We start from the raw sequence: 22,208 nt of genomic DNA on the forward strand, positions 1-22,208 counted from the left end.
GTTAATAATTAACCAACCAGCAAGTTGCTAAGACACTTGAATTGATGATGAGACAGTCAGACTGATCTACTAAAAACCTTAGCTCGCCATAGGCTCATAATGAAGCCGCAAGGATGATAAGGACAGTAGAAGCAGATATCCATCAGGGCCAGAGGCATACCTCAATAACAGGCCGAATATATGGGTGCAATGAACTCTTCTCAAAATTGATATCGAATGTCTTGCAAACCGGATGGGTCCATATATGGCATATACAGCCCATCCATGTTGAATCAATAGAGCTGATAAGCAGATTTACATCTAACAATCAATATATTAGATGTTTATAACAAATAATTATTGCAGAAGTACTCATAAAATCAGCGGGTAAACGAATTAACTAACCGAGGTTAATAATTCCAATTTCAGCCTATACATTTCATCAACTGACACCACTTTCACGCTGCTTATTTCAATAGAACCTTCTTTCGCCCATAAAAATGGATAAAAACTCAGGCATTTATCTGTAGCTATCTGTGAATAGGTTTTTTGAAAGCGCTCTTTACCTAAACTCGCATAAAACTCATTGATTCTCTTTGTAGCTGACCATTGAAAAAAATCTGCGAACCCGATTTCTAACCCTTCCCAATGAATTGAGTCTGGCGACCAATAGTATATATTCCCAACATCTGCGCCTAAACCGCCGCCGTTGATAGCAAAAAATCCACCAACTACGTCATTCGCCACTAAAAGATAATGTGCACTTCTATTCCAATCAGTAAGGTTTCTAGACAATCTTTCATGTCCAGAGCCGAAAAAACGAATCCATCCATTGTCGATCAAAATCCCACCGGTTTCGTAGGCAATTGCCCCTAATACCGAACGAGTCGATACCTGAAGTGATTCAAGTACTTCAACCCGATCCTTTGAAGGCGGCAGTATCTCTACACAATGCTCAGCACCAGCAACCATTTCATTGACTACTTTTATGCCAGAGTCTTCGATATCAATCAGTTCATATATACTTTTCAATCTCTTATCCTTGTATCACTAATATCCAGTAAAACGACTCATCATTCATAACTGTACCTTGGGAATCTCGAAAATAACTAAGCCAATATAGCGTTTAAAAATGCTAGTTAGCACTCATGGAACCAAGCAAAAATCTTACTCATGGGCATTCACGGTTCGGCCTGCAGCCCATTGTCGTAGCGCATTGATTTTATCGCTCATGACCACAGATAAAGGCCGTGTCTTACTAAGTTCTTCAAGTAATAACACTTGGTCGACACTGCACTCGACACTTCTTGCGGTATACATGGCAGCAATAACCGCTTGTTCGATTTCGGCGCCGGAAAATCCTTTGCTGCGAGCCGATAATTGGGCGAGATCTAAGCTCGCCACATCGATTCCACGGCGCTTACAGTGGATTAAGAAGATGGCTTTGCGTATAGCTTCGTCGGGTAAATCGACAAAAAAGATTTCATCCATCCTGCCCTTTCGCATCAACTCTGGCGGCAGAACTTGAATATCATTAGCGGTAGCCACCACAAACACTTCAGATTTACGCTCCGCTATCCAAGTGAGTAAGGTGCCGAGGATCCGCGTCGATGTTCCCTCATCACTGCTACTCCCGCTTAAGCCTTTTTCAATTTCATCTATCCAAAGCACACAGGGCGACATCATGTCAGCCAGATCCAGTGCATTACGCAGGTTCTTCTCAGTTTCACCTATGTATTTGTTATATAAGGCTGCCATATCGAGTCTGAGCAAAGGTCGTTGCCAGACGCCCGCAACTGCCTTAGCCGCGAGGCTCTTACCACTGCCCTGAACGCCCAGCAGCAAAATCCCCTTGGGCGCATCGAGCGCCTTGGTGTGTTGAACAGAAATCGGCTTATCGCCTTGGTCAAGGGTGCTGACAGCCGCTATGGGCGCGCTGCTTGAGCCATTTTTTAAGATTATGCAGGCCAGCGACCTGCGAGAAATCACTGGTGTCGTATTCAAATTGCAACACGCCATTTAAGTCGAGTAACTGAAACTTAGCTTTATTGATAGCATCAATATCTGACAAGGTAACAGCACCATCATCGACTATGGCTTTACGCACCAGACGGCGGGCATCGTCTAAGGTCACGCCCCGCAGATTCTCCGCTAATTTGACCACTGCGATATCATCGACCAGTAACGGCGTGCCTTGTTGACGAATTTTATCGACCTCAAGGTAGATCAGGTTTTGCAATTGCACTGTGCTTGGTAAGGTTAATTGAAAATAGGCGCAATAACGTTTGATTTCGGGCGGGATATCAAAGGCATGGCTCACCAGCACTAATGTGTGTTGCAGCGTCTCGTACTCGAGGGCGATTTCTTTGAGTAAACGGACATTCTTTGGCGCATCGATCACAAAGGGATGAAAGTCGCACAGTACATAAATCCCCTGCTGCGAGGTTGATTTAATTTGCCCAAGCAAATCTGTGGGTTCACTATTAAACTTTTGCGCCGCCATAGGTTTATCGACCCGTGCTAAACCTTGGGTAATGCTCCAAGTAAACACAGGTTGATAAAGCACACTGGCGACCCGTTTAAGTAACTCGACCACGCGATATTCTTCATAGGTTTCAATCACTACGATTGGCGTATTGGAGCGCAGCACTGAGGTTAAATCGTGAATATCTTGCATGCTTTCAAATTCCTTTTTATTCACCCAAAAATGTGTCACAAAAAAGTCCAGCGAACTGGACTTGATACAACAGACAAAAGTTAACCGATTAAGGGTTAATGTCCATCAAAAAACAAGTAATTCAGCCAACCTTGCATCCTCAGCAATACTTTACGCATCACAGCGACATGATGGAAATGTTCAGTATAAATTGCAACCTGCCCAGAAACACCCGCAGGAAATTGCGTACGGATAGCATCATCTTCGATATCAATCAGCACAATAACGCGACCATTTTGAAATAAACGAGCCGATGACTGCAGCGCGCCGCCCATTTGAACTTCACCTTCAGCCATAGCGGGTAATATTTTCGCCACTTTTCCCTTAAAGATTTGTCCTGGAGCGGCATCCAATATCACTTCAGCTTCATCACCTTCCTGCAAACGCATTAACGAGTTTTGCCAGAATGCCCCCGCAAAGTAGCGCTGCTCGTCGGGAATAAAGCTCATTACGGGACGTAATGGTAAAGGCACTGCCATCGCTCCCGCACGAAGTGCCATTTGCGTCACCACACCATCTGCAGGTGCCCGCACGACGGTCTGTTCTAAATCGTAGAGTGCACTGGCTACATCAGCTTGCAAGCCAGCTACTTTGGTATTAACACCATCAATATTAGATTCATAGGCCAGCCGGACACGCAGTTCTTCAGCATTCGCGACAGTCAGTTGTGCCTCTGAGGCTAAGTACAATTGACGCCTATTATCGAGTTCCAGTTCAGTAAAAGGCGAATTCGCGCCCCCTTTCTTGCGGCCTAACTCATAACGCTCGAAGGCAGATTTATTACGGTCTTTATCGGCCCTAGCGCGCTCTACATTAGCCTTAGCAGACTCCCACGCCGCGGCGAGTTGTGGCACTTGGAGCTCTGCTTCCATCAAAGCTGCGCGTTTACGTTTAACAACGGCCTCGAAGGGAATAGGATCGAGACGAAATAACACATCCCCTTGTTTAACTGGCACATTAGGCAGCACTTCCACCGAAGTCACTAAGCCTTTTACTGCGGGGGTGATAGGGATAGTGACAAAATATTCACGGGCAAAACGAGAATAAGGATGGTTGTAATTCATCACGAGCAATAAGGTACCAATAATGAACACTCCACCCAGCACTGCGGTGGGAACAGTCCATTTATTCATCGGAATTTTAAAGACTTTAAAGATAGCAATACACACGGCCGCATAGGTGAGTATGAGTAATAAATCCATGTTATACCTCAACTTTGTCTGTTTTTATCGCATCCACAGCAGGCGCTATATTCATGGGAGTTATTTGCTCTAACTGTTCAAGCCGAGTCTGAAGCCCTCTGACCGTCTCGCGCAATGAATTCACATCCTCCTCTAAAACTAATTCTCGCTTCATTACAGTATTGAACCCCCAACCGCGATCTTCACGGTATAAAGTCGCCCAGATCCATAAAAATGGCCAAATAGCATGTAGGGTGAATAGACTCACCCACCCGGCAATATGCAATGCATCTTGCTGGGGATGATTACGTTTTTTGGCTATTTCATAGGGGATATCATGAATGGCAATGACGCCATAAAACATAATAATGATGACAAAAAACAAAATACCTAACGCAAAGTAATCTAAGAACATCAGCATCTCCTTGTATTAATAATATGTATTCCATCCCAAAGATTAGTGGATGGTCACAAAACATGCCATCAACAGAACATTAACATTTGAGTTTCATCTCAACCTTATCCCCAATATTAGCCAAAGATATGCGGTTTCGTTTTTGCCCCAGTGATCCGGGACACACTTGTCGATTTACTCCATGACCCTAAAGCCTGTTCAGGCTAAACTAGCCACATCATTGCGGCATAGAACGCAAGCATAAAACTCATCATCCCTACAATCTCAAAGGTACCCACACATGATAGGCACTCCCTACACTGAGGGCGCACGACGCGCCATGTTGCTCGGCTGCGGTGAACTTGGCAAAGAAGTGGCCATTGAACTGCAACGCTTAGGCGTTGAAGTGATTGGCGTTGACCGTTACGCCAACGCCCCCGCCATGCAAGTCGCGCATCGCTCCCATGTGATCAATATGCTCGATGCCAACGCCCTGCGTGCGGTTATCGAGTTAGAAAAACCGCACTTAGTCATCCCAGAGATTGAAGCCATCGCCACCCAAACCTTAGTGGACATGGAAGCAGAAGGGGTGAATATTATCCCAACGGCTCGGGCAACGAAGCTCACTATGGACAGGGAAGGTATTCGTCGTCTCGCCGCTGAAACCTTAGGTTTACCGACTTCTCCGTATTTTTTCTGTGATACCGAAACCGAATTTAATCAAGCGATTAGTGAAATTGGCGTGCCCTGTGTGGTGAAGCCAGTCATGAGCTCCTCGGGCAAAGGCCAAAGCGTTATTCGCGATATCGCCATCAGCCATAAAGCGTGGCAATACGCCCAAGAAGGCGGACGCGCCGGCAGCGGTCGCGTGATAGTCGAAGGCTTTATTCCCTTCGATTATGAAATCACCCTGTTAACCATCAGCGCAGTCAACGGCATTCATTTTTGTGCTCCCATTGGCCACAGGCAAGAAGATGGCGATTATCGCGAGTCATGGCAGCCACAAGTCATGTCCGATGAAGTGTTAGCAAAATCCCAAGCGATTGCGAGCAAAGTCGTCGAAGCCCTTGGCGGTTATGGACTATTTGGCGTAGAACTGTTTGTTAAAGGCAATGAAGTGTATTTCTCTGAAGTCTCGCCAAGACCACATGACACAGGCTTAGTCACACTCATCAGCCAAGATTTATCGGAATTTGCCCTGCATGTTAGAGCGATTCTCGGCCTACCTATTCCCAATATCCATCAGCATGGTCCAAGTGCCTCAGCGGTAATTTTGGCCGAAGGCACCTCAAGCAATATCCGCTACCAAGGGATTGGTGCGGCATTAGAAGCGGTCAACACTCAGCTTAGATTATTCGCCAAACCCGATATTGATGGTCGCCGCCGTTTAGGTGTCGCGCTTGCCCGTGATATCGATATCGACAGCGCAATCAGCAAAGCACTCGATAGCGCCAGTAAAGTGAAAGTCATCTTTTAAGCGGGTTTAACCGTTTAAAATTGGCTTTAAGTACAAGCGACACATCAAAGGGAAATGCGCTTTAATGCCATTTCCCTTTTTCAACACAGAGCCGTATCTAAAATCCGTACCAATAAAAAGTGACAGCCCAAAATCGACAGTCCCAAATCGACAGTCCCAAATCGACAGAGTAAACTAACGCCCTTTCTTGCTTGCCCTCATCCTAAGTAGTGGCTTAACCCAGATAATTAACCCAGATAATTAACTCCGATAATTAACCCAGATAAGTAAAACCAACAGTAGATCCCAATATGCATCTTCAGCCTTCTTGCTTTACCTCTTTCACACAAGCCATTGATGCCTATGCCCTGCCGCAACGTTTTACCTTTCCTTTCTATTACGAACCGCATCCATTATGCGTGATCGCCGCCAACGAATTACAACGCCACCTTGAGACTCAAAACGATTGGCAACATAACTTTGGCCTCACAGGGGAGTTAACCGGTGCCATTGGTAAAATGTTTGGTGTACTTTTAGTGCAAGATCCGCAGGGAGATGTGGGCTATTTGTCGGCATTTTCGGGCAAGTTAGCTGAGCAGAACCATTGGCCACGCTTCGTTCCACCTGTGTTTGATATGCTGGCTAAGGACAATTTTTTCCACGCCGAAAATCTGCAAATCAACCAAATTAACGAGCAGCTACTTGCAGTAGAAAATCACCCCGATATTCCTCGGCTATCGAACGAACTCAACGCTGAGCAAGCTCAAGCACAAGCCAAGCTTGCCGCCCACAGGCAAGTGATGATCGACGGCCGTCAATCCCGCAAGACGCAGCGCAATCAACTCGCAGTGCAATGGGCTGCCAATCCGACTGATGAGACTTTAGGTGAAAATACTGCAATCGAAGCTAAACTCAGCCAAGAAAGCATTAACGAAAAGAATCAGTTAAGAGATATTAAACGCTATTGGGATGAACGTATCCATGCCATCAGCCAAGCGTTAACTCTGCTCACTGATAAGCGTGACGCGTTAAGACTACAGCGTAAACAGCTCTCGGCGGCGCTGCAGCAAAAGCTGTTTGAGCAGTATCGTTTTTTGAATATTCGCGGCGCAGAAAAAAGCCTTAACGGCATATTTAACGGGACGGTTGAGTTAACACCGCCCGCAGGCTCAGGGGAATGTGCCGCCCCGAAGTTGCTACATTACGCCTTTAAACACGGTCTTAAACCATTGGCGATTGCCGAATTTTGGTGGGGGGCGCCGCCAAAATCAGAAATTCGCCAACATAAGCAGTTTTATCCTGCCTGTCTGCGTAAATGCCAACCTATCTTGGGACATATGCTCGAAGGGCTTGTTGTCGATGATAATCCGCTGCTGACGAACCCCGCCGAAGGCAAAACCTTAAGCATCCTCTACCAAGACGAGGCGATGGCGATTGTGAACAAACCCGCCGAGTTTTTATCAGTGCCCGGCAAAGAGATTGAAGACTCAGTGTATTCGCGCATACGGCAAACATTTCCCAATGCCACTGGACCACTTATCGTCCACAGGCTCGATATGTCGACCTCGGGATTAATGGTGATCGCATTGACAAAAGACGCCCATAAACAACTGCAAAAACAGTTTATCCAGCGCACAGTGACTAAACGTTATATGGCACTTTTAGCAGGGATCCCTACAGCAATGGCAGATAAGCAGGCAGCCGGACAAATCTCTTTACCCCTACGTGGCGATTTAGACGATAGACCGAGGCAACTCGTTTGCCATGAGTTTGGCAAAGCGGCCCAAACCTATTGGGAATTGAGCCATATCGATGAAATGGCACGTACAGCCCGCGTATATCTATCCCCAAAAACGGGCCGAACCCATCAACTCAGAGTTCACTGCGCCCACTCAGAAGGGCTAAATACGCCCATTGTAGGTGACGATCTGTACGGCACTCGCGCCAATCGCCTCCATCTGCATGCAGATTTATTGATGCTTCAACATCCCGTCACCCGTGAACAGATGCGCTTTCAAGTCGATCCTGATTTTTGAGATCTGAGTTCTGATATTGATTAGCAAGGCACCAAAAGGAAAACCAAGCTTAGTGAGCATTATCAGAAGTTTGACCGCGATGTATAAGTGGCATTTTTCAGGCATAGTAATGTCTCACTCAAAACGGAATCGACAGCGGTAGTATGGGCATAGGCAATCTGGTTAAAAACATAAGCCAAAATCAATGGTTCTTATTTGCTTTGTTGAGCGCCGCCGTATTTATGAGCGCCTGTCAGCCAGCATCGAACGCTAATGAAACCACGGCTAGCCCAAATACCAGTGTCGCAGTAAAAGCCGCTACAGAAGCAACAACGCTTCGAGCGCCACTCGCGCAGGAAGTCTATATCTGGCAGCGCCAATGGCGCCCCGCCAATCAAACGGCATTAGTGCAAAGCCAAGGTGCATTCCAAGGATTACGTATTTTAGCGCTGCAAGCACATCCCAAAACCAATGGCGCAGACATTTGGTTTGAAGTTGCGGTCAATCATGCTTGGTTGCAGGCAGATCCTAGGCCAAAAATTGCCGTGATTCGCTTAGATGGTCAGTTCGTGCATTTAAATGATGAACAAGTTATTAATAAAATCAAAAAAGTACTAGCAAATTGGCAGGCAAAAGGCACGCACATCACAGGTGTTGAAATCGACCACGACAGTGCCAACAGTAAACTGCCAGCCTATCGGGATTTTCTTAAAAAGCTTAAAGCGCAGTTACCCACAGAACTCAAACTCAGCATTACTGCACTGCCCGCTTGGCTCAGTAGCGCCGATTTTCCCGTGTTACTCACCAGTATTGATGAACTCGTGCTACAAATTCACAGCGTAAGCGATCCACGCCTCGGACTATTCGATGCGACTCAAGGTTGGCAGTGGGTGCAGCAACTCTCAAATATCAACACTGTGCCTTACCTTATTGCGCTCCCCGCCTATGGTTCGGCGGTCATCAGTACTGCTTCAGGTTATAAAGTTGAAAGTGAAACACCGCTGCGCGATCAACTCCAATCAGCCAATGTAGTACAGGAACTGATGGCCGATCCTCTAGTATTACAAGCCTTTGTGCAAAAACTACACACTCAAAAAGATGCCAAACTCAGAGGCATTATCTGGTTTCGGCTGCCGCTGGAAGGGGATAAAAGGGTTTGGCCACTCAACACCTTAATCGCCGTTGCACAGCAAGGTGAACTTGCCGCTAAGATTGAATTAGTGATCTCAAGCGATAACAAGGCCACAACCCAAACGATATTAGCCGCTGAAAATAAGCCAAAAAATCTGGAAATCCACAGGCCACAGCTATTTCAACTGAGCTTAATGAATCACGGTAATATTGCAGGTGAAATTCCTCCTATTTTGTCGCTAGCGGGACAAGCTTGCAGCGGGTATGATGCGCAAAATGGCTATAGCGTAATACAAAAAGATGGGCTGTTAACGTGGCAATGGCGAGCTGAGAATACAGCAGCGTTGACACCAACCAAAACAGTTTCACGCACTGCAATCATGCCTATGCCGCAATCAAACAGAGACATTCAAACACACATGCTCAACCCTGGCGGCCAAAAAGTGATAGGCTGGGCACGTTGTGAGTCATTATATTTACAGGGAATTTATGCGCCATAAGCCAAAACTATCGTTTACCATGGCAACACCCAATCGGGCTTTTATGCTTAAAAAGACCACGCTCATTTGTTTAAGCTTATTTTCCCCTATGCTATTGGCCTGCGGCCCCGATTTTCCTTTGCAACTCACTCATGATAGGCAGAGCAATCTCAGTTATTTACCGCAAACCTCTTTCAGCCAGCAGCTCACCGCCCTCGCAAAACCTTTGCCTTGGCAGTATCAAGATGCACCCGCTGCACAGGAATATCTGTGGGATGAAGTGCATAGCCGTTATCTTTCACAAACTCGCGCCTTTGAAAACAGCGAGTTAAGTGACGCCCATTTGGCCTTAGTAAACACCCTGCGGGATGCAACGGGCCCCATTGAAGCCGAGCAAATGGCCGCTAAGTTAGACAAAGATCTACCACAAGCACTAACTTGGTACACCTTAGGTGCCGTAGCGTTTGAAGCAAAAGATTATGAGAGGGCGAGTAACTATTTCAGCAAAATCATTAAATTACCACAAAGTGAACGCGCATCTCGTAGCCTGTGGGCACTCTATTCGCTGTCGCGTATTGAGCTTATCTTAAGCAAGACTTCGGCTGATCCTGAACATTTTAATCGTGCCAATGCTTACCTGACACAATTACAAACCGAAGTCGCACAAGGCGCCGCCGATCCCCTGCGTTTGAGTTTAGCGAGCTTAGGTGAACAAGCCTATATCCTGCTACACCAAGGCCAGCCGCTCCCGCAATTGGCCAATCAAGCTACAGGTGAAACTGAGTCAGAGCTGCAAATGACTCTCACCCCTGATGCACTGAATAAAGCTATTGAGCTCTATGCCACCCAATCGGTACAGGGCGATAGCGGCGGTTATGATTCCTTATTGATGTTAAGCCGCACTTTGATGGGTAAAGAGATTGCTGAACTTAAGCCGCTACTGCAACAGGCGAGCGTGCAGCAGTTATTGATTGCCTATTGGCAAAGCAGCACTAATGAATTCGCCTACAATGGCCAGCTTTCAGAAATGGGATTAAAGGTTGCTGAGCTCCTTAAAGTATTTCCAACCGATGGCTTACAGCTCAACCATGGCGATAAATTAGCGGCGATTTATTACCAGTTAGGGGATTATGCCAGTGCTGAGCGCCTATTAACGCTAGCGAAACCGAGCGGCCTCACTTGGTGGCTCAACGCAAAATTAATGCTACAAAAGGGCGATCAAGCAGAAGCTGCCAAGGCCTATGCTCAGGCAGCGCGTCACTTCCCAGAGCAACTCAATAAGATCTCGACCACAGTTGACGCTAAAGAAACTCAGCAACAAGCCATTAATGCCGATGAAGATACAGCCACTTACTGTCGTATTCGTGCAGAGCAAGGGGTGTTGTCACTAGAGCGTGGCGAATATGTCGATGCGCTCAGTCACTTACTCGCCAGCGGTGATGAGTACTGGCAAGACATCGCCTATGTGGCGGAGCGCGTGCTCACCACGGCTGAACTTAAGTTATTTGTCGACGAACATGTGCCATTTATCGCCTTTGAATACCCTAAAGACAGCGACTGGTACGATAATATTGAGCCAATTAACAACCGCTTGCGCTACTTGCTAGGTCGCAGGCTATTACGCGAAGGCGCGATAGCTGAAGCGCCAGTTTACTTCCCTAATCCTAAACTGAATGCCAGCGCCCTTGCCTACGGCACAGAGTTGAATGCAGCGAAAAAAACAAAAGGCATTGATAGCGCGAAAGCCTATTGGGCTGTTGCCGAACTTGCCCGCCACCAAGGCATGGAACTCTTAGGATTTGAATTAGCCCCGGATTACACTATTTACCAAGGTGTGTTCGATCTAAGTGATTGGAATGAGCCGAGCAAACTGGCTGAGAAAGAACAACTGCGGATCAGCGCCAGCCAAGCAATTCCCGATAAACGCTTCCATTATCGCTACACGGCAGCAGAACTAGCCAACAAGGCATCGGATCATGTACCCCACAACAGCCAAGCCTATGCAGCGCTACTCTGCCAAGCCACTGGTTGGGTCTTGTATCGAGATCAAGAGCTTGCCCTGCGTTACTACAAAAAATACGTCGCCAACGGCCCCTTTGTGCCTTGGGCCGAGAACTTTGGTTTGCAGTGTGAAGCGCCCGATTTTGACAGTGCAGTAAAACGAGCGCAGGCGAATGAAATGGCAGAATGGAACGCCCTGTACCACAAGCTGAAAAAGCCCGTCGTATTTGGCGTATTAGCCCTCACAGGCTTATTGGGTGTGTGGTGGATGCGTAGAAGAAAAACTCAATAATAAATTACCATTTACGTCTTTCTCTCTCAACGTCGACATGATGAAAAGAGAGAAAGACGCATACCGCTTTACTTGTTCACGCAGTTAATCACTTCACCCTTTAAATAACCGTTCAAATTCGCCACTGCGATATTGAGTAGACTTTGTCTTGCTTCCTTCGTCGCCCACGCATTATGGGGGCTGATGCTGATATTAGGCGCACGCAATAAGGGATTATCTGCAGTGGGCGGCTCAGTCGATAACACATCCACGCCGGCAAATAACTTGTCTTGAGCCAGCGCTGCTGCAAGCGCGGCTTCATCAATTAATCCACCGCGCGCTGTATTAATCAGCAGCGCATTAGGCTTCATCAAGGCGAGGGTTTGTTGATTGATAAATTGCTCAGTTTCTGGAGTAAGCGGACAATGGAGCGAAATAATATCTGATTCGCTAAGCACAGTATCACGTTGCGCCCACGTCACGCCTTGGGGTAAATCCTTGATAACTGAGCGAGTATTGACAAGAACTTTCATCCCGAATGCGAGGGCGAGTGTTCCCACCTGCTGACCGATATCGCCATAACCTATTAAGCCTAAAGTCTTGCCTTTTAAAGATTGCAACGGCATTAAAGTAAAACAAAAATCTTGGCAGTTCACCCACCGGCCGTCGACCACAGCTTGATGATGGGCGGCCACGGCTTGGGTGTGATGCAGAATATGGGCAAACACCATTTGCGCAACGGCATCAGGCGCATAAGCGGGCACATTAGTGACCACTATACCTTGCGCTTTAGCTGCCGCGATATCGACAACGTTCGTGCCCGTGGCCAATACGCCTATGTATTTGAGACTAGGAAGTTGTGCTAGCGTCTTTGCAGTCAACGGCGTTTTATTGGTGAGAATGACTTCAGCACCTTGGGCTCGCGCGACAATATCAGCGCCACTTGTGCGGGGAAAACACGCAAACTCGCCTAATTCATTTAAGGATTGCCAGCTGAGATCGCCAGGATTTAAGGTTTCACCATCAAGTACGACTATTTTCATGCCACTAAATCTCCTTTTAAGACGATGCGTTAGATCTAAAAACTGACTTTGAGCCCAAGGTTAGCCTGAGCCTGCCACATCACATCCGACGTAATGTGCCATAGGCATTCATCTTCATTGCAAAACAGCGAAGTGTCACTGTTGATAAAAGTCGCATAACCCCGAATATCCGCAAACAGGCCAAAGTGTGGCGTCACTTGATACTCTACCCCGCCACCAATTCCCATGGAGAAACGCGTTTCGCTCGACCAACCGCTAGGCAGCATACGGGTGATCCCCGCGCTGGCGGTGACATAGGGCTGGATATCGCCACGGGGAAAATATAAAGTGCCACCCAAGTGGATGTAATCTAAATCTAACGAGGTAAGAAAGTCTGGCGTAAACAAGCCGCCACTTTTCAGTTCAGAGGCTTGATGACTATATAAAAGATAAATATTACCGGGATCATTCGTACCAATACCCACCATCAAACCGTAATGACTCGACTCCTCGACCTTCACATCAGCCTTATCACCCGTTTGATCTGTGTTGACCTCATATTGATTCACATCAAATTGACCGCCCCCCAGACTATAACCGCCAAAAGGAGCGATAAACACCTCGGCCTGCGCGGACATAGCCACAGGTAACAAACTCGCCAACAGCAACAAACGGTAAGTGTTTTTCATAATGAATTCCTTATCTTTTACAAAAACCAATTTTATCAAGGCTAACGCATACCGCGCTCAGACTTGACTCTGTCATACGCTGCTTGAATATCCTGAGCCTTACGATTAGCGAGCTCCATCATTTCCGGTGGTAACCCTTTCGCCACTAACTTATCGGGATGATGTTCATTCATCAATTTACGGTAAGCCCGTTTAACTTCTTGGTCGCTAGCTTCGTTCGTAATGCCAAGTAAACTGTAGGCATCAGTAATCGATGTTTTATTGCCACTCGACGTTTGATGGAAACGAAACTCCGCCTGCCAGCGTTTAAGTAATTCATCTAACTGCGCTCGACCATAACCTAACTCTTGAGCAATCGTCATCAAGATAGCGTGCTCAGCAGGATCCAATTCACCATCAGACAGTGCCGTTTGGATCTGGATTTCGATGAACATCTGCACTAACTCTTTGCGTCCCATCGTAATAACACGGAAAGCTTGTAAGCTGCTGCGCAGATCAAAATCCGCCGATTTACCCTCACGAAATGCCTGTTGCGCCTCTTTACGTGCTTCCCCCGTTAAACGCATTTGATCCATTAATAAGGTCGCAATGCGAATATCGGTTTCGGTAACATGTCCTGATGCTTTCGCCACATGCCCCATTACTGCAAATGTGGTATTAAAGAAAATGGCTTGGCGATTCTTAGCCTGCCCTAAAACCTGTCGAAAACCCACGCCCGATGCTGCACGCTTATCGTAAAGATGACCGAGCCACAAACCTAGCAGTGCACCAAAAATACGGCCGAACATAAAGCCAATGACAAATCCAAAAAACTTACCCCAAAGCCGCATCTTATTTCCTGATTTCTATTATGTATTTGATGCACTAGCTTAATCCTATGGATATGCCAGCACCGAAATTTACTTGTTACTTTGTAACCTTAGTTCAAGCGCTTGCAATCGTGCAATGGTACCGACATCACACCAAAATCCATTAAACAAGGCACCACTAACTCTGTCTTGAGCCATTTGCGATCTCAACAACGGGCCTAGTGCAAAGGCGCCCTGCGGCGTGTCATGAAATAGTGTAGGGTGATAAATACCCATGCCCGAAAACGTGTACTTAACATCGCCACGCTCCTGCACTTGATGACCATTCAAAGCAAAATCGCCATTTGGATGCTGCTCAGGATTAGGCACTAACCATAAGTGAGCGAGCCTATCCGCAGCCAGTTGCGTGATTGGCGGTAATGCATCAATAAAAACATCACCATTAATCACTAAAAAAGGTTCGTCGCTTCCGTCCTCACACAATAAAGGCAAAGCGCGTTTAATACCGCCGCCGGTTTCTAACGCGCTCTCTTCAGCGCTATACCGAATGCGCACCCCAAAAGTGCTGCCATCGCCCAGTGCTTCAACTAACTTATGCCCTAGCCAAGCATGGTTGATGACGATATCGACTATGCCTATCGCGGCAAGTTTTTCAATATGATAAACAATCAGTGGCTTACCTAACACTGGCACCATAGGTTTAGGCAAACTGTCCGTTAACGGCCGTAACCTTTCCCCTCGTCCAGCGGCCAAGATCATGGCTTTCATTGCTTAACCTCAGATGAAGACTGACTCACAGTAAACGCAGGTAACACACGACGAGTTAACCAGTGTGCAAATGGCACGAGTTCGGGATACTGCAGCGAGATGTCGACAATATACGTTAATGTCAGTGGAATATCCGCCATATACGCAGGTTTACTATCGCGATAGTTTAACCGTGCAAAAATCCCTACCGCCTTAATGTGACGCTGTAAGCCCATGAGATCAAACCAAGTTTGATATTGCTCAAAAGGAGTCTGTGCAGGAATAAAACCAAGCGCTAATGCTTGCTGATAATGATACCGCATCAAGCCTGCAACTAACGGCTGTGGCCAACGAATATAACAATCGCGTAGTAGTGATACCGCATCGTAAGTCACAGGACCAACGACAGCATCCTGAAAATCAATCACGCACAGCTTGTCCGCTTGCAGCATAAGATTACGGCTATGGAAATCCCTTTGCATTCCCACACTAGGTTGAGATAACGCATTGCCGACGAGGCGATCAAAAGTATCATTCAGCAATTGCAACTCTGCCGCGTCCAAAGACAAATTAAGATGTGTTCCTAACAGCCACTCAGTAAAAATGTGTAATTCACGGCGCACAAAGGCTTCATCGTAGTTAGGTAATGCCTGTACTAAACCACTATCAAGATTCTTGCACTCAATTACAGCGGCCACTTGCGGTAATAAATCGAGCGCCTGACGGTAAAACCGTTCAACATTTTGTACCGTCAATACAGATAAGAGTTGAGTATCGCCCAAATCACTCATCAACATAAAACCCAGATCGGCATCGGCGTGGATTACTTTTGGAACTGTCAGCCCCACGGCTGAATAAGCATTCGACAGGGCAATAAAGGGGGCGATAGGCACTAGCTGCGGCGGTGAATCGGCGGCGATAAAGGTAGCATCAGGCATCGAAATCCGAAAGTAACGCCTAAAACTTGCGTCTCCGGAAATCAACACAGGCATCACCTCACAGGAAAAATAAGCATTCAGCCACTGATTAAGGGAAAGAAATCTCGGATCGGATAAAGTCATTTCATGGCTCTTAAAGAAAAATTGCTTTATTATAGCTGGCATAGAATTTGGAAACAGCTAAGAAATTGAGAGATTTATTAAGCGATGTTGCGTTTGTCAATTGCAACTTTCCCCATCCATACTTGTCCAGAATAAGAAATCATAATTACTGACCTAAAGATGCAGATCCGATACCTTCTGGCCCTGAGCCTGTTACCGCAATTAGTCCTGGCAGACGACTCTCTAACCGCTTCGGCATCCCAATGCTTAATCGAACCGCCAGTACCCCGTATCGTATCTCAAACCCAAGGGATGAGTGCGGCTGAACTCAACAAAATTCGTATTGCGTCTGATAACACCAATGCCGAAATGGGGAAGCAGGCGATTTTCCGTGGCGATGTGGTTTTTAGCCAAGGCGATAGGCACATAGCAGCCGATGAGGCGATTTTAGATCAAGCTACTGAACAGTTTGATGCCAATGGTAATTTAGTCTTTCAAGACAGTAACTTCACCGTTACAGCCGAATCCTTACAAGCTCAAATGCGGACAAACCGTGCCACCCTTAAAGGCGCACAATATTGGATCCATGGCCAACAAGTTCACGGTGATGCCGAAAAACTGCAAATTACTATCAATAACAATTTAATTTTAACGAATACCAACTTCACTACTTGCCCTCCTGACAATGTGTCTTGGCTACTCGAGGCCGAAAAGATCAAGATCAACAGTGAAGAAGAATGGGGCGAAATTTGGAATGCCAAACTAAGAATTGGTGGTGTACCTGTATTCTATATCCCCTACATGACAGTCCCCGTTTCAGACAAACGTAAATCTGGCTTTCTCTACCCTAGTTTTAGCACTAGCACTACTGATGGTGTCGAAATTTCCGCACCCTATTATTGGAATATTGCCCCAGAGTACGATTTAACATTTACACCTAGCTATATGTCAAACCGTGGTTTATTCACTAAAACAGAGTTTGGTTATCTGGCGGGTGAGGCCCAAAATGGCCGAGTCAATTTAGAATATCTAGGCAATGACAAATTGATCGATGGTAGCCCGAATCGCTACTTATATAACTGGCAGCATCAAGGAGCGATCGACAAAAATTGGCGCGTATTAGCGAATTTTACCGATGTATCAGATAACAATTATTTCAATGACTTAAAGTCAGATGTTAACCGTGCAACCGATAACCAGTTATCACGCATAGGTGAAATCAGCTACTTCGAAAGTAACTGGGATCTAAGCACCCGAGTACAAGATATTAAAGTACTGGGTGAGGATGAAAAACCATATCAAGTCATGCCTCAGGTTAACTTTAACTATCGCGCTGCTGATTTTTGGAACAATTTAGATTTTGGTTTCAATTCGGAGCTAACGAATTTTGCCCATCAGGACAACAATGTTAATACGGCGACTCGTTTGTACATGTCACCAAGCGTAACTCTGCCAATACATGGGCCTTCAGGCTCGCTCACCAGTCAAGTTAAGTTGATGCAGACCAATTATTGGCAGCATAACGAAGATCCAGACATAGTTGTTGACGACACAGTGAATCGCACCATCCCGCAAGTACGGATTAATGGTCAAATCAACTTCGAACGTTTTACTGAGCTTTTCGATCAAAACTACCGCCAAACGCTCGAGCCACAATTTCAATATCTTTATGTCGGCTACGAAGACCAACGCAACATAGGCATTTATGATACGGCTCAATTACAGGACGACTACTTTGGCCTATTCCGTGATCGTCGCTTCTCGGGTCTGGATCGGATTTCCGATGCAAATCAAGTCACTCTAGGTGTTACCACACGCCTGTTTGATAGTCACAACCAAGAAGCCACTAAATTCAGCCTAGGACAAATTTTTTACCTGCAAGACAGTAAAGTCGGTTATGAAGACAGTATTTTTGAGTCTAATCAATCAACTTCAGTACTTGCTGCAGAGGTAGATACCCGCTTGTCCCATGATTGGTATATGGGGGCTGCGATTCAGTACGATACCAACACCAGTGACAATAAAAAATCCGAAATCACCTTAGATTTCAGACCTGAAGCGAATAAATTGCTGCAATTTAGCTATCGCTATGTCCCAGATTTATTGAACTCAAATACCAATGATACAGTGAACATCTCCCAAGCGGGCGTTCGTGGCGCTTGGCCAATCAGTGATGACCTCTACTTTGTTGGTAATTGGTATTATGACCTTAACGAAAGTCGCAGTATTGAAACTTACACAGGTATCCAGTACGAATCATGCTGTTACGCAGTAAGACTTAGTTATCATTACCGCATTAAAACCAACTATGACGACAATATAGGTTCTGCCACAATTGATCCTCGTGAGCAGTTTGATAGTGGTATCTACCTGAACTTAATCATTAAGGGACTCGGTGGTTCTGGCCCATTAGGCGTATCCGATATGCTCAATGACGGCCTGTTTAACTACAGAAAACCGCTTTATCTGAGGAATTAGCAAAGAATTGTGATAGATTGCTGAACCTCAACAAGGACTCAGAGTCCAAACAGATTAATGAGTGCTTTACCGTTCACCTTTTGCTAAAGCGAATAAAAGCGGATCTTAAGGTCTAACCTTGCACTCAAATGCGTCGCCAAAAAATTACATTAGGGCAACTCACTGTAATTTCGATATAAATGGTAAAGTTATTTCAATTAAGCCGTCGAACCTGACCTTAGAACGTGCCAAGGATTTTGTGGATGAAACCCAGTAAACATCTGATTTTTGCTTTATTTGCACTCGCGATCAGCCAACCTACATTGGCCGCCCCCCAGCCGCTAGACCGCGTTGCAGTCCAAATTAACGACGGCATAGTGCTCGAAAGTGAAATCACTAACATGATTGACACTGTTAAAGCGAATGCCAAAGCAGCAAACCAATCATTACCTTCTGACAGTGCCCTGCGCACTCAGGTGATTGAGCGTTTAATCTTAACTCGCCTACAATTGCAAATGGCCAGTCGTATAGGGCTGAATATTGGTGACTTACAACTAGACCAAGCGATTGAAAACATCGCGCGTGAACAAAAAATGTCTGTCGCGCAGATGCAACAAAAAATTGAAAGCGAAGGTTTAAGTTTCAGCCAATACCGCGAACAATTGCGCGAAGAAATCACTCTAGGTGAAATTCAACGTATTCAGGTACAACGCCGTATTCAAGTATCACCACAGGAAATTACTAGCCTAGTCAAACTCATCCAAGAACAAGGGATGAAAGATGTGGAATACCAAATTGGCCATATCCTGATTGACGTGCCTAATAACCCCACCAGTGAACAACTCGAAGCATCAAGCAAACGCGCCAATATCGTATTAGAACGTTTGAAGAGTGGTGAGGATTTCCGTCGTACCGCTATCGCTTCTTCTTCAGGTCCTAAAGCACTCGAAGGTGGTATTTGGGATTATATGAACATCAACGAAATGCCAACTCTGTTCGCCGAAGTGATCAACGGTGCAAAAATGGGTGACATTATCGGCCCGATTAAGAGTGGTGCAGGTTTCCATATTATTAAGATCATGGATGCTCGCGGCCTACAAACCAAAGAAATCGAAGAAGTTAGAGCGCGCCACATTTTGCTCAAGCCATCGCCGATCCTGTCAGAAGACCGCGCTAAAGCCATGCTTGAGCAATTCCTGAAGCAAATCCGCTCAGGAGAAGCTAAGTTTGAAGACCTAGCGCGTCAGTACTCAGAAGATCCTGGTTCGGCCACAAAAGGTGGTGAATTAGGTTGGGCAGAACCAAGCATTTACGTACCTGAGTTTGCTCAAACGCTCAATAGTTTGAAAAACGACCAAATTAGTGAGCCATTCCGTACGACTCACGGTTGGCATATCACTCAATTAGAAGAACGCAGAAAAACCGACGCCACGGATCAGTTCAATAGCAACCGTGCGCACCAGTTGATCTTCCGTCGCAAATTTAACGAAGAACTGCAAAACTGGCTAGACGAAATGCGTTCAGACGCATACATTGAAATCTTCCAGCCAGAGACCAATCGAGGTTAATTCTAATTGAGCACTAAACGTATTGCCGTTACCCCAGGCGAACCCGCAGGTATTGGCCCCGATTTAGTCGTACAACTCGCTCAGCAGGCTTGGCCTGCTGAGTTAGTCGTTTGTGCGGATCCAGAATTACTTGCGAGCCGTGCGAAACGACTCGGTTTGCAAGTGACTTTCCGCCCTTACCAGCCAAATCAAGCTCCTAAACCGCAAGAAGCTGGCACATTAACCATAGCGCCCTTTAAGTTAGTGAGCGAATCGATTTGTGGTCAGCTCGATGAGCAAAACAGCACTTATGTAGTTGAAACCTTGCGTTATGCGGGCGAAAAAAACATGAGCGGCGAGTTTGATGCTGTCGTGACAGGCCCCGTGCATAAAGGCATTATCAATCAAGCAGGTATTTCCTTTAGTGGCCATACTGAGTTTTTTGCCCATCAAGCAAATTGCCCCGATGTAGTGATGATGCTGGCAACGCCTGGTTTGCAAGTGGCACTCGTGACCACCCATATTCCTCTGGCCTATGTTGCAAAAGCCATAACACGCCAACGCTTACAGCATATTATCAAGATTCTACATGCCGATCTCATCAGCAAATTTGGCATAGTTTCACCGAAAATTTATGTCTGTGGTCTCAATCCACACGCAGGTGAAGACGGCCATTTAGGGCGTGAAGAAATCGACGTGATTATTCCTGCACTCAACGAGTTGCGAGAAGAGTTCCAAATGAATATTGTCGGCCCATTACCGGCCGACACTCTATTCCAACCTAAATATTTACAGGACGCCGATGTCGTCTTGGCCATGTACCATGACCAAGGACTTCCCGTTCTCAAGTCACAAGGATTTGGCAAATCGGTAAACATCACCTTAGGTTTACCTTATATTCGTACCTCGGTTGACCACGGTACGGCGCTCGATCTCGCGGGTACAGGCAAGGCCGATATTGGCAGTTTTGTCTGTGCTCTGAATAAAGCCATTGAGTTATCCTCAAAGAACTAAACGATTACATTATTAATGAGCAACAAAGTACATTTAGGCCACACGGCCAGAAAGCGTTTCGGACAAAACTTCCTTACCGACGGCAATGTGATTGACCGCATTGTGGGTGCAATTGCACCCGATAATCACCATGTGATGGTCGAAATCGGCCCTGGCCTTGGTGCCTTAACAGAACCTGTAGCCGATGCTGTAGATAATCTGACTGTCGTCGAACTCGACCGCGATCTGGTTGAACGCTTACATCAACACCCAGTCCTTAAAAATAAACTGACTATTCACCAAGGTGATGCACTGCAGTTTAATTTTGGCCAACTGAGTGTGCCTGGCAAAAAGATGAAAGTATTTGGTAACTTACCTTACAACATTTCAACGCCGCTGATGTTCCACCTGTTCGAATTTGCCGAACAGATTGAAACCATGCACTTTATGCTACAAAAAGAAGTGGTACTGCGCTTATCGGCAAGCCCAGGCTGTAAAGCCTATGGCCGTTTAACGGTCATGGCACAATACTTCTGCCAAGTGGTCCCGGTTCTCGAAGTGCCGCCCCACAGCTTTACCCCTGCGCCTAAAGTGGACTCAGCAGTCGTACGCTTATTGCCATACGCCGTAAAGCCGTTCCCTTGTAAAGATGTAACCGTACTACGCCACCTTTGTACTACCGCATTCAACATGCGTCGTAAGACTCTGCGTAATAACTTAAAGCACATGTTATCTGACGATGAGTTCGAGCAGTTAGGGATTGACTCAAGTCAACGCCCAGAACAGATTAGCGTGCAGCAGTATGTTGCTATGGCTAACATGGTTTGCGATAAGAAAGCATAAATATGTCAGGGCACTTAGGTGCCCTTAGACCAGAGCCTAGGAACAAGAATGAGCGCATTGGACACCTCCATTCGGGTCGAAGTCAAAACTGAGTATATAGAGCAGCAGTCCTCGCCCGAGGATGAAAAGTACCTCTTCAGTTACACCATCACTATCATCAATTTAGGTGAGCAAGCGGCTAAACTTGAAACTCGTCACTGGATAATCACTGATGCCAATGGCAACACCAGTGAAGTCAAAGGTGCCGGTGTTGTCGGTGAAACGCCAACCATAGCGCCGAATACTGCCTATCAATACACCAGTGGTACTGTGCTCGATACGCCACTTGGCATAATGCACGGCACTTATGGTATGGTCAGCGAATCGGGTGAGCGTTTCCAGGCGACAATCCGTCCCTTCCGTTTAGCGACCCCAGGCTTACTACATTAATATCGTTAG

At 46.3% G+C, this 22,208-nt stretch carries 17 protein-coding genes and 1 pseudogene; 9 read left to right on the forward strand and 9 right to left on the reverse strand.

All coding sequences use genetic code 11. The features are described 5' to 3' along the window. Nucleotides 1-375: 375 nt before the first annotated feature. The 4 genes and pseudogenes from L5M10_RS08150 to L5M10_RS08170 all read right to left on the reverse strand — a co-directional run bounded on the left by L5M10_RS08150 (nucleotide 376) and on the right by L5M10_RS08170 (nucleotide 4,291). Nucleotides 376-1,011, reverse strand: coding sequence for a DUF2625 domain-containing protein (locus L5M10_RS08150; protein WP_263141545.1), 636 nt, complete (start codon nucleotides 1,009-1,011; stop codon nucleotides 376-378). Nucleotides 1,012-1,146: 135 nt separating this feature from the next. Further along, a pseudogene (locus L5M10_RS24170) lies at nucleotides 1,147-2,656 on the reverse strand (AAA family ATPase). Between the two features lie 95 nt (nucleotides 2,657-2,751). Beyond that, entirely contained in the window at nucleotides 2,752-3,897 is a 1,146-nt protein-coding gene (locus tag L5M10_RS08165) for an HlyD family secretion protein (RefSeq protein ID WP_263164186.1), read from the reverse strand. A 1-nt stretch (nucleotide 3,898) separates the two neighbouring features. Further along, the gene (locus tag L5M10_RS08170; RefSeq protein ID WP_028759246.1) at nucleotides 3,899-4,291 is read right to left on the reverse strand and encodes a DUF3302 domain-containing protein; all 393 of its coding nucleotides are present in this window, start codon (nucleotides 4,289-4,291) and stop codon (nucleotides 3,899-3,901) included. 280 nt (nucleotides 4,292-4,571) lie between these two features. Here L5M10_RS08170 and purT point away from each other — a divergent pair, with 280 nt between their 5' ends. The 4 genes from purT (at nucleotide 4,572) to L5M10_RS08190 (ending at nucleotide 11,644) form a co-directional block, all read left to right on the forward strand. Next, on the forward strand, nucleotides 4,572-5,747 hold the full coding sequence (gene purT, locus L5M10_RS08175) for a formate-dependent phosphoribosylglycinamide formyltransferase (protein ID WP_263255150.1): 1,176 nt from the start codon (nucleotides 4,572-4,574) through the stop codon (nucleotides 5,745-5,747). A 290-nt stretch (nucleotides 5,748-6,037) separates the two neighbouring features. After that, nucleotides 6,038-7,762, forward strand: a complete 1,725-nt coding sequence (locus L5M10_RS08180; protein ID WP_263255152.1) for an RluA family pseudouridine synthase — start codon at nucleotides 6,038-6,040, stop codon at nucleotides 7,760-7,762. Between the two features lie 143 nt (nucleotides 7,763-7,905). After that, nucleotides 7,906-9,372 (forward strand): DUF3142 domain-containing protein, encoded by a 1,467-nt coding sequence (locus L5M10_RS08185; protein ID WP_263255154.1) that lies wholly within the window; start codon nucleotides 7,906-7,908, stop codon nucleotides 9,370-9,372. Beyond that, the gene (locus tag L5M10_RS08190) at nucleotides 9,362-11,644 is read left to right on the forward strand and encodes a hypothetical protein (RefSeq protein WP_263255156.1); all 2,283 of its coding nucleotides are present in this window, start codon (nucleotides 9,362-9,364) and stop codon (nucleotides 11,642-11,644) included. The genes L5M10_RS08185 and L5M10_RS08190 overlap by 11 nt, the downstream gene beginning before the upstream one ends. A gap of 68 nt (nucleotides 11,645-11,712) precedes the next feature. Here L5M10_RS08190 and L5M10_RS08195 read toward each other — a convergent pair whose 3' ends face one another. From L5M10_RS08195 to L5M10_RS08215, 5 genes are all read right to left on the reverse strand, one after another. Further along, complete coding sequence (locus L5M10_RS08195) at nucleotides 11,713-12,666, reverse strand: D-2-hydroxyacid dehydrogenase (protein WP_263238654.1); 954 nt, start codon at nucleotides 12,664-12,666, stop codon at nucleotides 11,713-11,715. 35 nt (nucleotides 12,667-12,701) lie between these two features. Next, nucleotides 12,702-13,334, reverse strand: coding sequence for a porin family protein (locus L5M10_RS08200; RefSeq protein WP_263237419.1), 633 nt, complete (start codon nucleotides 13,332-13,334; stop codon nucleotides 12,702-12,704). A gap of 41 nt (nucleotides 13,335-13,375) precedes the next feature. After that, a complete protein-coding gene (djlA, locus tag L5M10_RS08205) occupies nucleotides 13,376-14,164 on the reverse strand; it encodes a co-chaperone DjlA (protein ID WP_107402465.1) in 789 nt (262 codons plus the stop codon). 69 nt (nucleotides 14,165-14,233) lie between these two features. Then, nucleotides 14,234-14,911 carry an N-acetylmuramate alpha-1-phosphate uridylyltransferase MurU gene (murU, locus tag L5M10_RS08210; RefSeq protein ID WP_263237420.1) on the reverse strand — a complete coding sequence of 226 codons (678 nt, stop codon included), beginning with the start codon at nucleotides 14,909-14,911 and terminating at the stop codon, nucleotides 14,234-14,236. After that, nucleotides 14,908-15,993: an aminoglycoside phosphotransferase family protein gene (locus tag L5M10_RS08215; RefSeq protein ID WP_263255157.1), complete on the reverse strand. Its 1,086-nt coding sequence runs from the start codon at nucleotides 15,991-15,993 to the stop codon at nucleotides 14,908-14,910. Before L5M10_RS08215 ends, murU begins: the two co-directional genes overlap by 4 nt. A 117-nt stretch (nucleotides 15,994-16,110) precedes the next feature. Here L5M10_RS08215 and lptD point away from each other — a divergent pair, with 117 nt between their 5' ends. The 5 genes from lptD (at nucleotide 16,111) to apaG (ending at nucleotide 22,199) form a co-directional block, all read left to right on the forward strand. Continuing rightward, nucleotides 16,111-18,408, forward strand: coding sequence for an LPS assembly protein LptD (gene lptD / locus L5M10_RS08220; RefSeq protein WP_263164198.1), 2,298 nt, complete (start codon nucleotides 16,111-16,113; stop codon nucleotides 18,406-18,408). Nucleotides 18,409-18,650: 242 nt separating this feature from the next. Further along, nucleotides 18,651-19,955, forward strand: a complete 1,305-nt coding sequence (surA, locus tag L5M10_RS08225; protein WP_105249993.1) for a peptidylprolyl isomerase SurA — start codon at nucleotides 18,651-18,653, stop codon at nucleotides 19,953-19,955. Nucleotides 19,956-19,961: 6 nt separating this feature from the next. Next, nucleotides 19,962-20,948, forward strand: coding sequence for a 4-hydroxythreonine-4-phosphate dehydrogenase PdxA (pdxA, locus tag L5M10_RS08230; RefSeq protein ID WP_105249994.1), 987 nt, complete (start codon nucleotides 19,962-19,964; stop codon nucleotides 20,946-20,948). Between the two features lie 15 nt (nucleotides 20,949-20,963). Beyond that, on the forward strand, nucleotides 20,964-21,770 hold the full coding sequence (rsmA, locus tag L5M10_RS08235; protein ID WP_263164199.1) for a 16S rRNA (adenine(1518)-N(6)/adenine(1519)-N(6))-dimethyltransferase RsmA: 807 nt from the start codon (nucleotides 20,964-20,966) through the stop codon (nucleotides 21,768-21,770). Between the two features lie 48 nt (nucleotides 21,771-21,818). Beyond that, nucleotides 21,819-22,199: a Co2+/Mg2+ efflux protein ApaG gene (gene apaG, locus L5M10_RS08240; RefSeq protein WP_263164201.1), complete on the forward strand. Its 381-nt coding sequence runs from the start codon at nucleotides 21,819-21,821 to the stop codon at nucleotides 22,197-22,199. Nucleotides 22,200-22,208: the final 9 nt, after the last annotated feature.

The organism is Shewanella sp. SM32, assembly GCF_025654235.1.
In the GTDB taxonomy this organism is placed as follows: domain Bacteria; phylum Pseudomonadota; class Gammaproteobacteria; order Enterobacterales; family Shewanellaceae; genus Shewanella; species Shewanella oncorhynchi.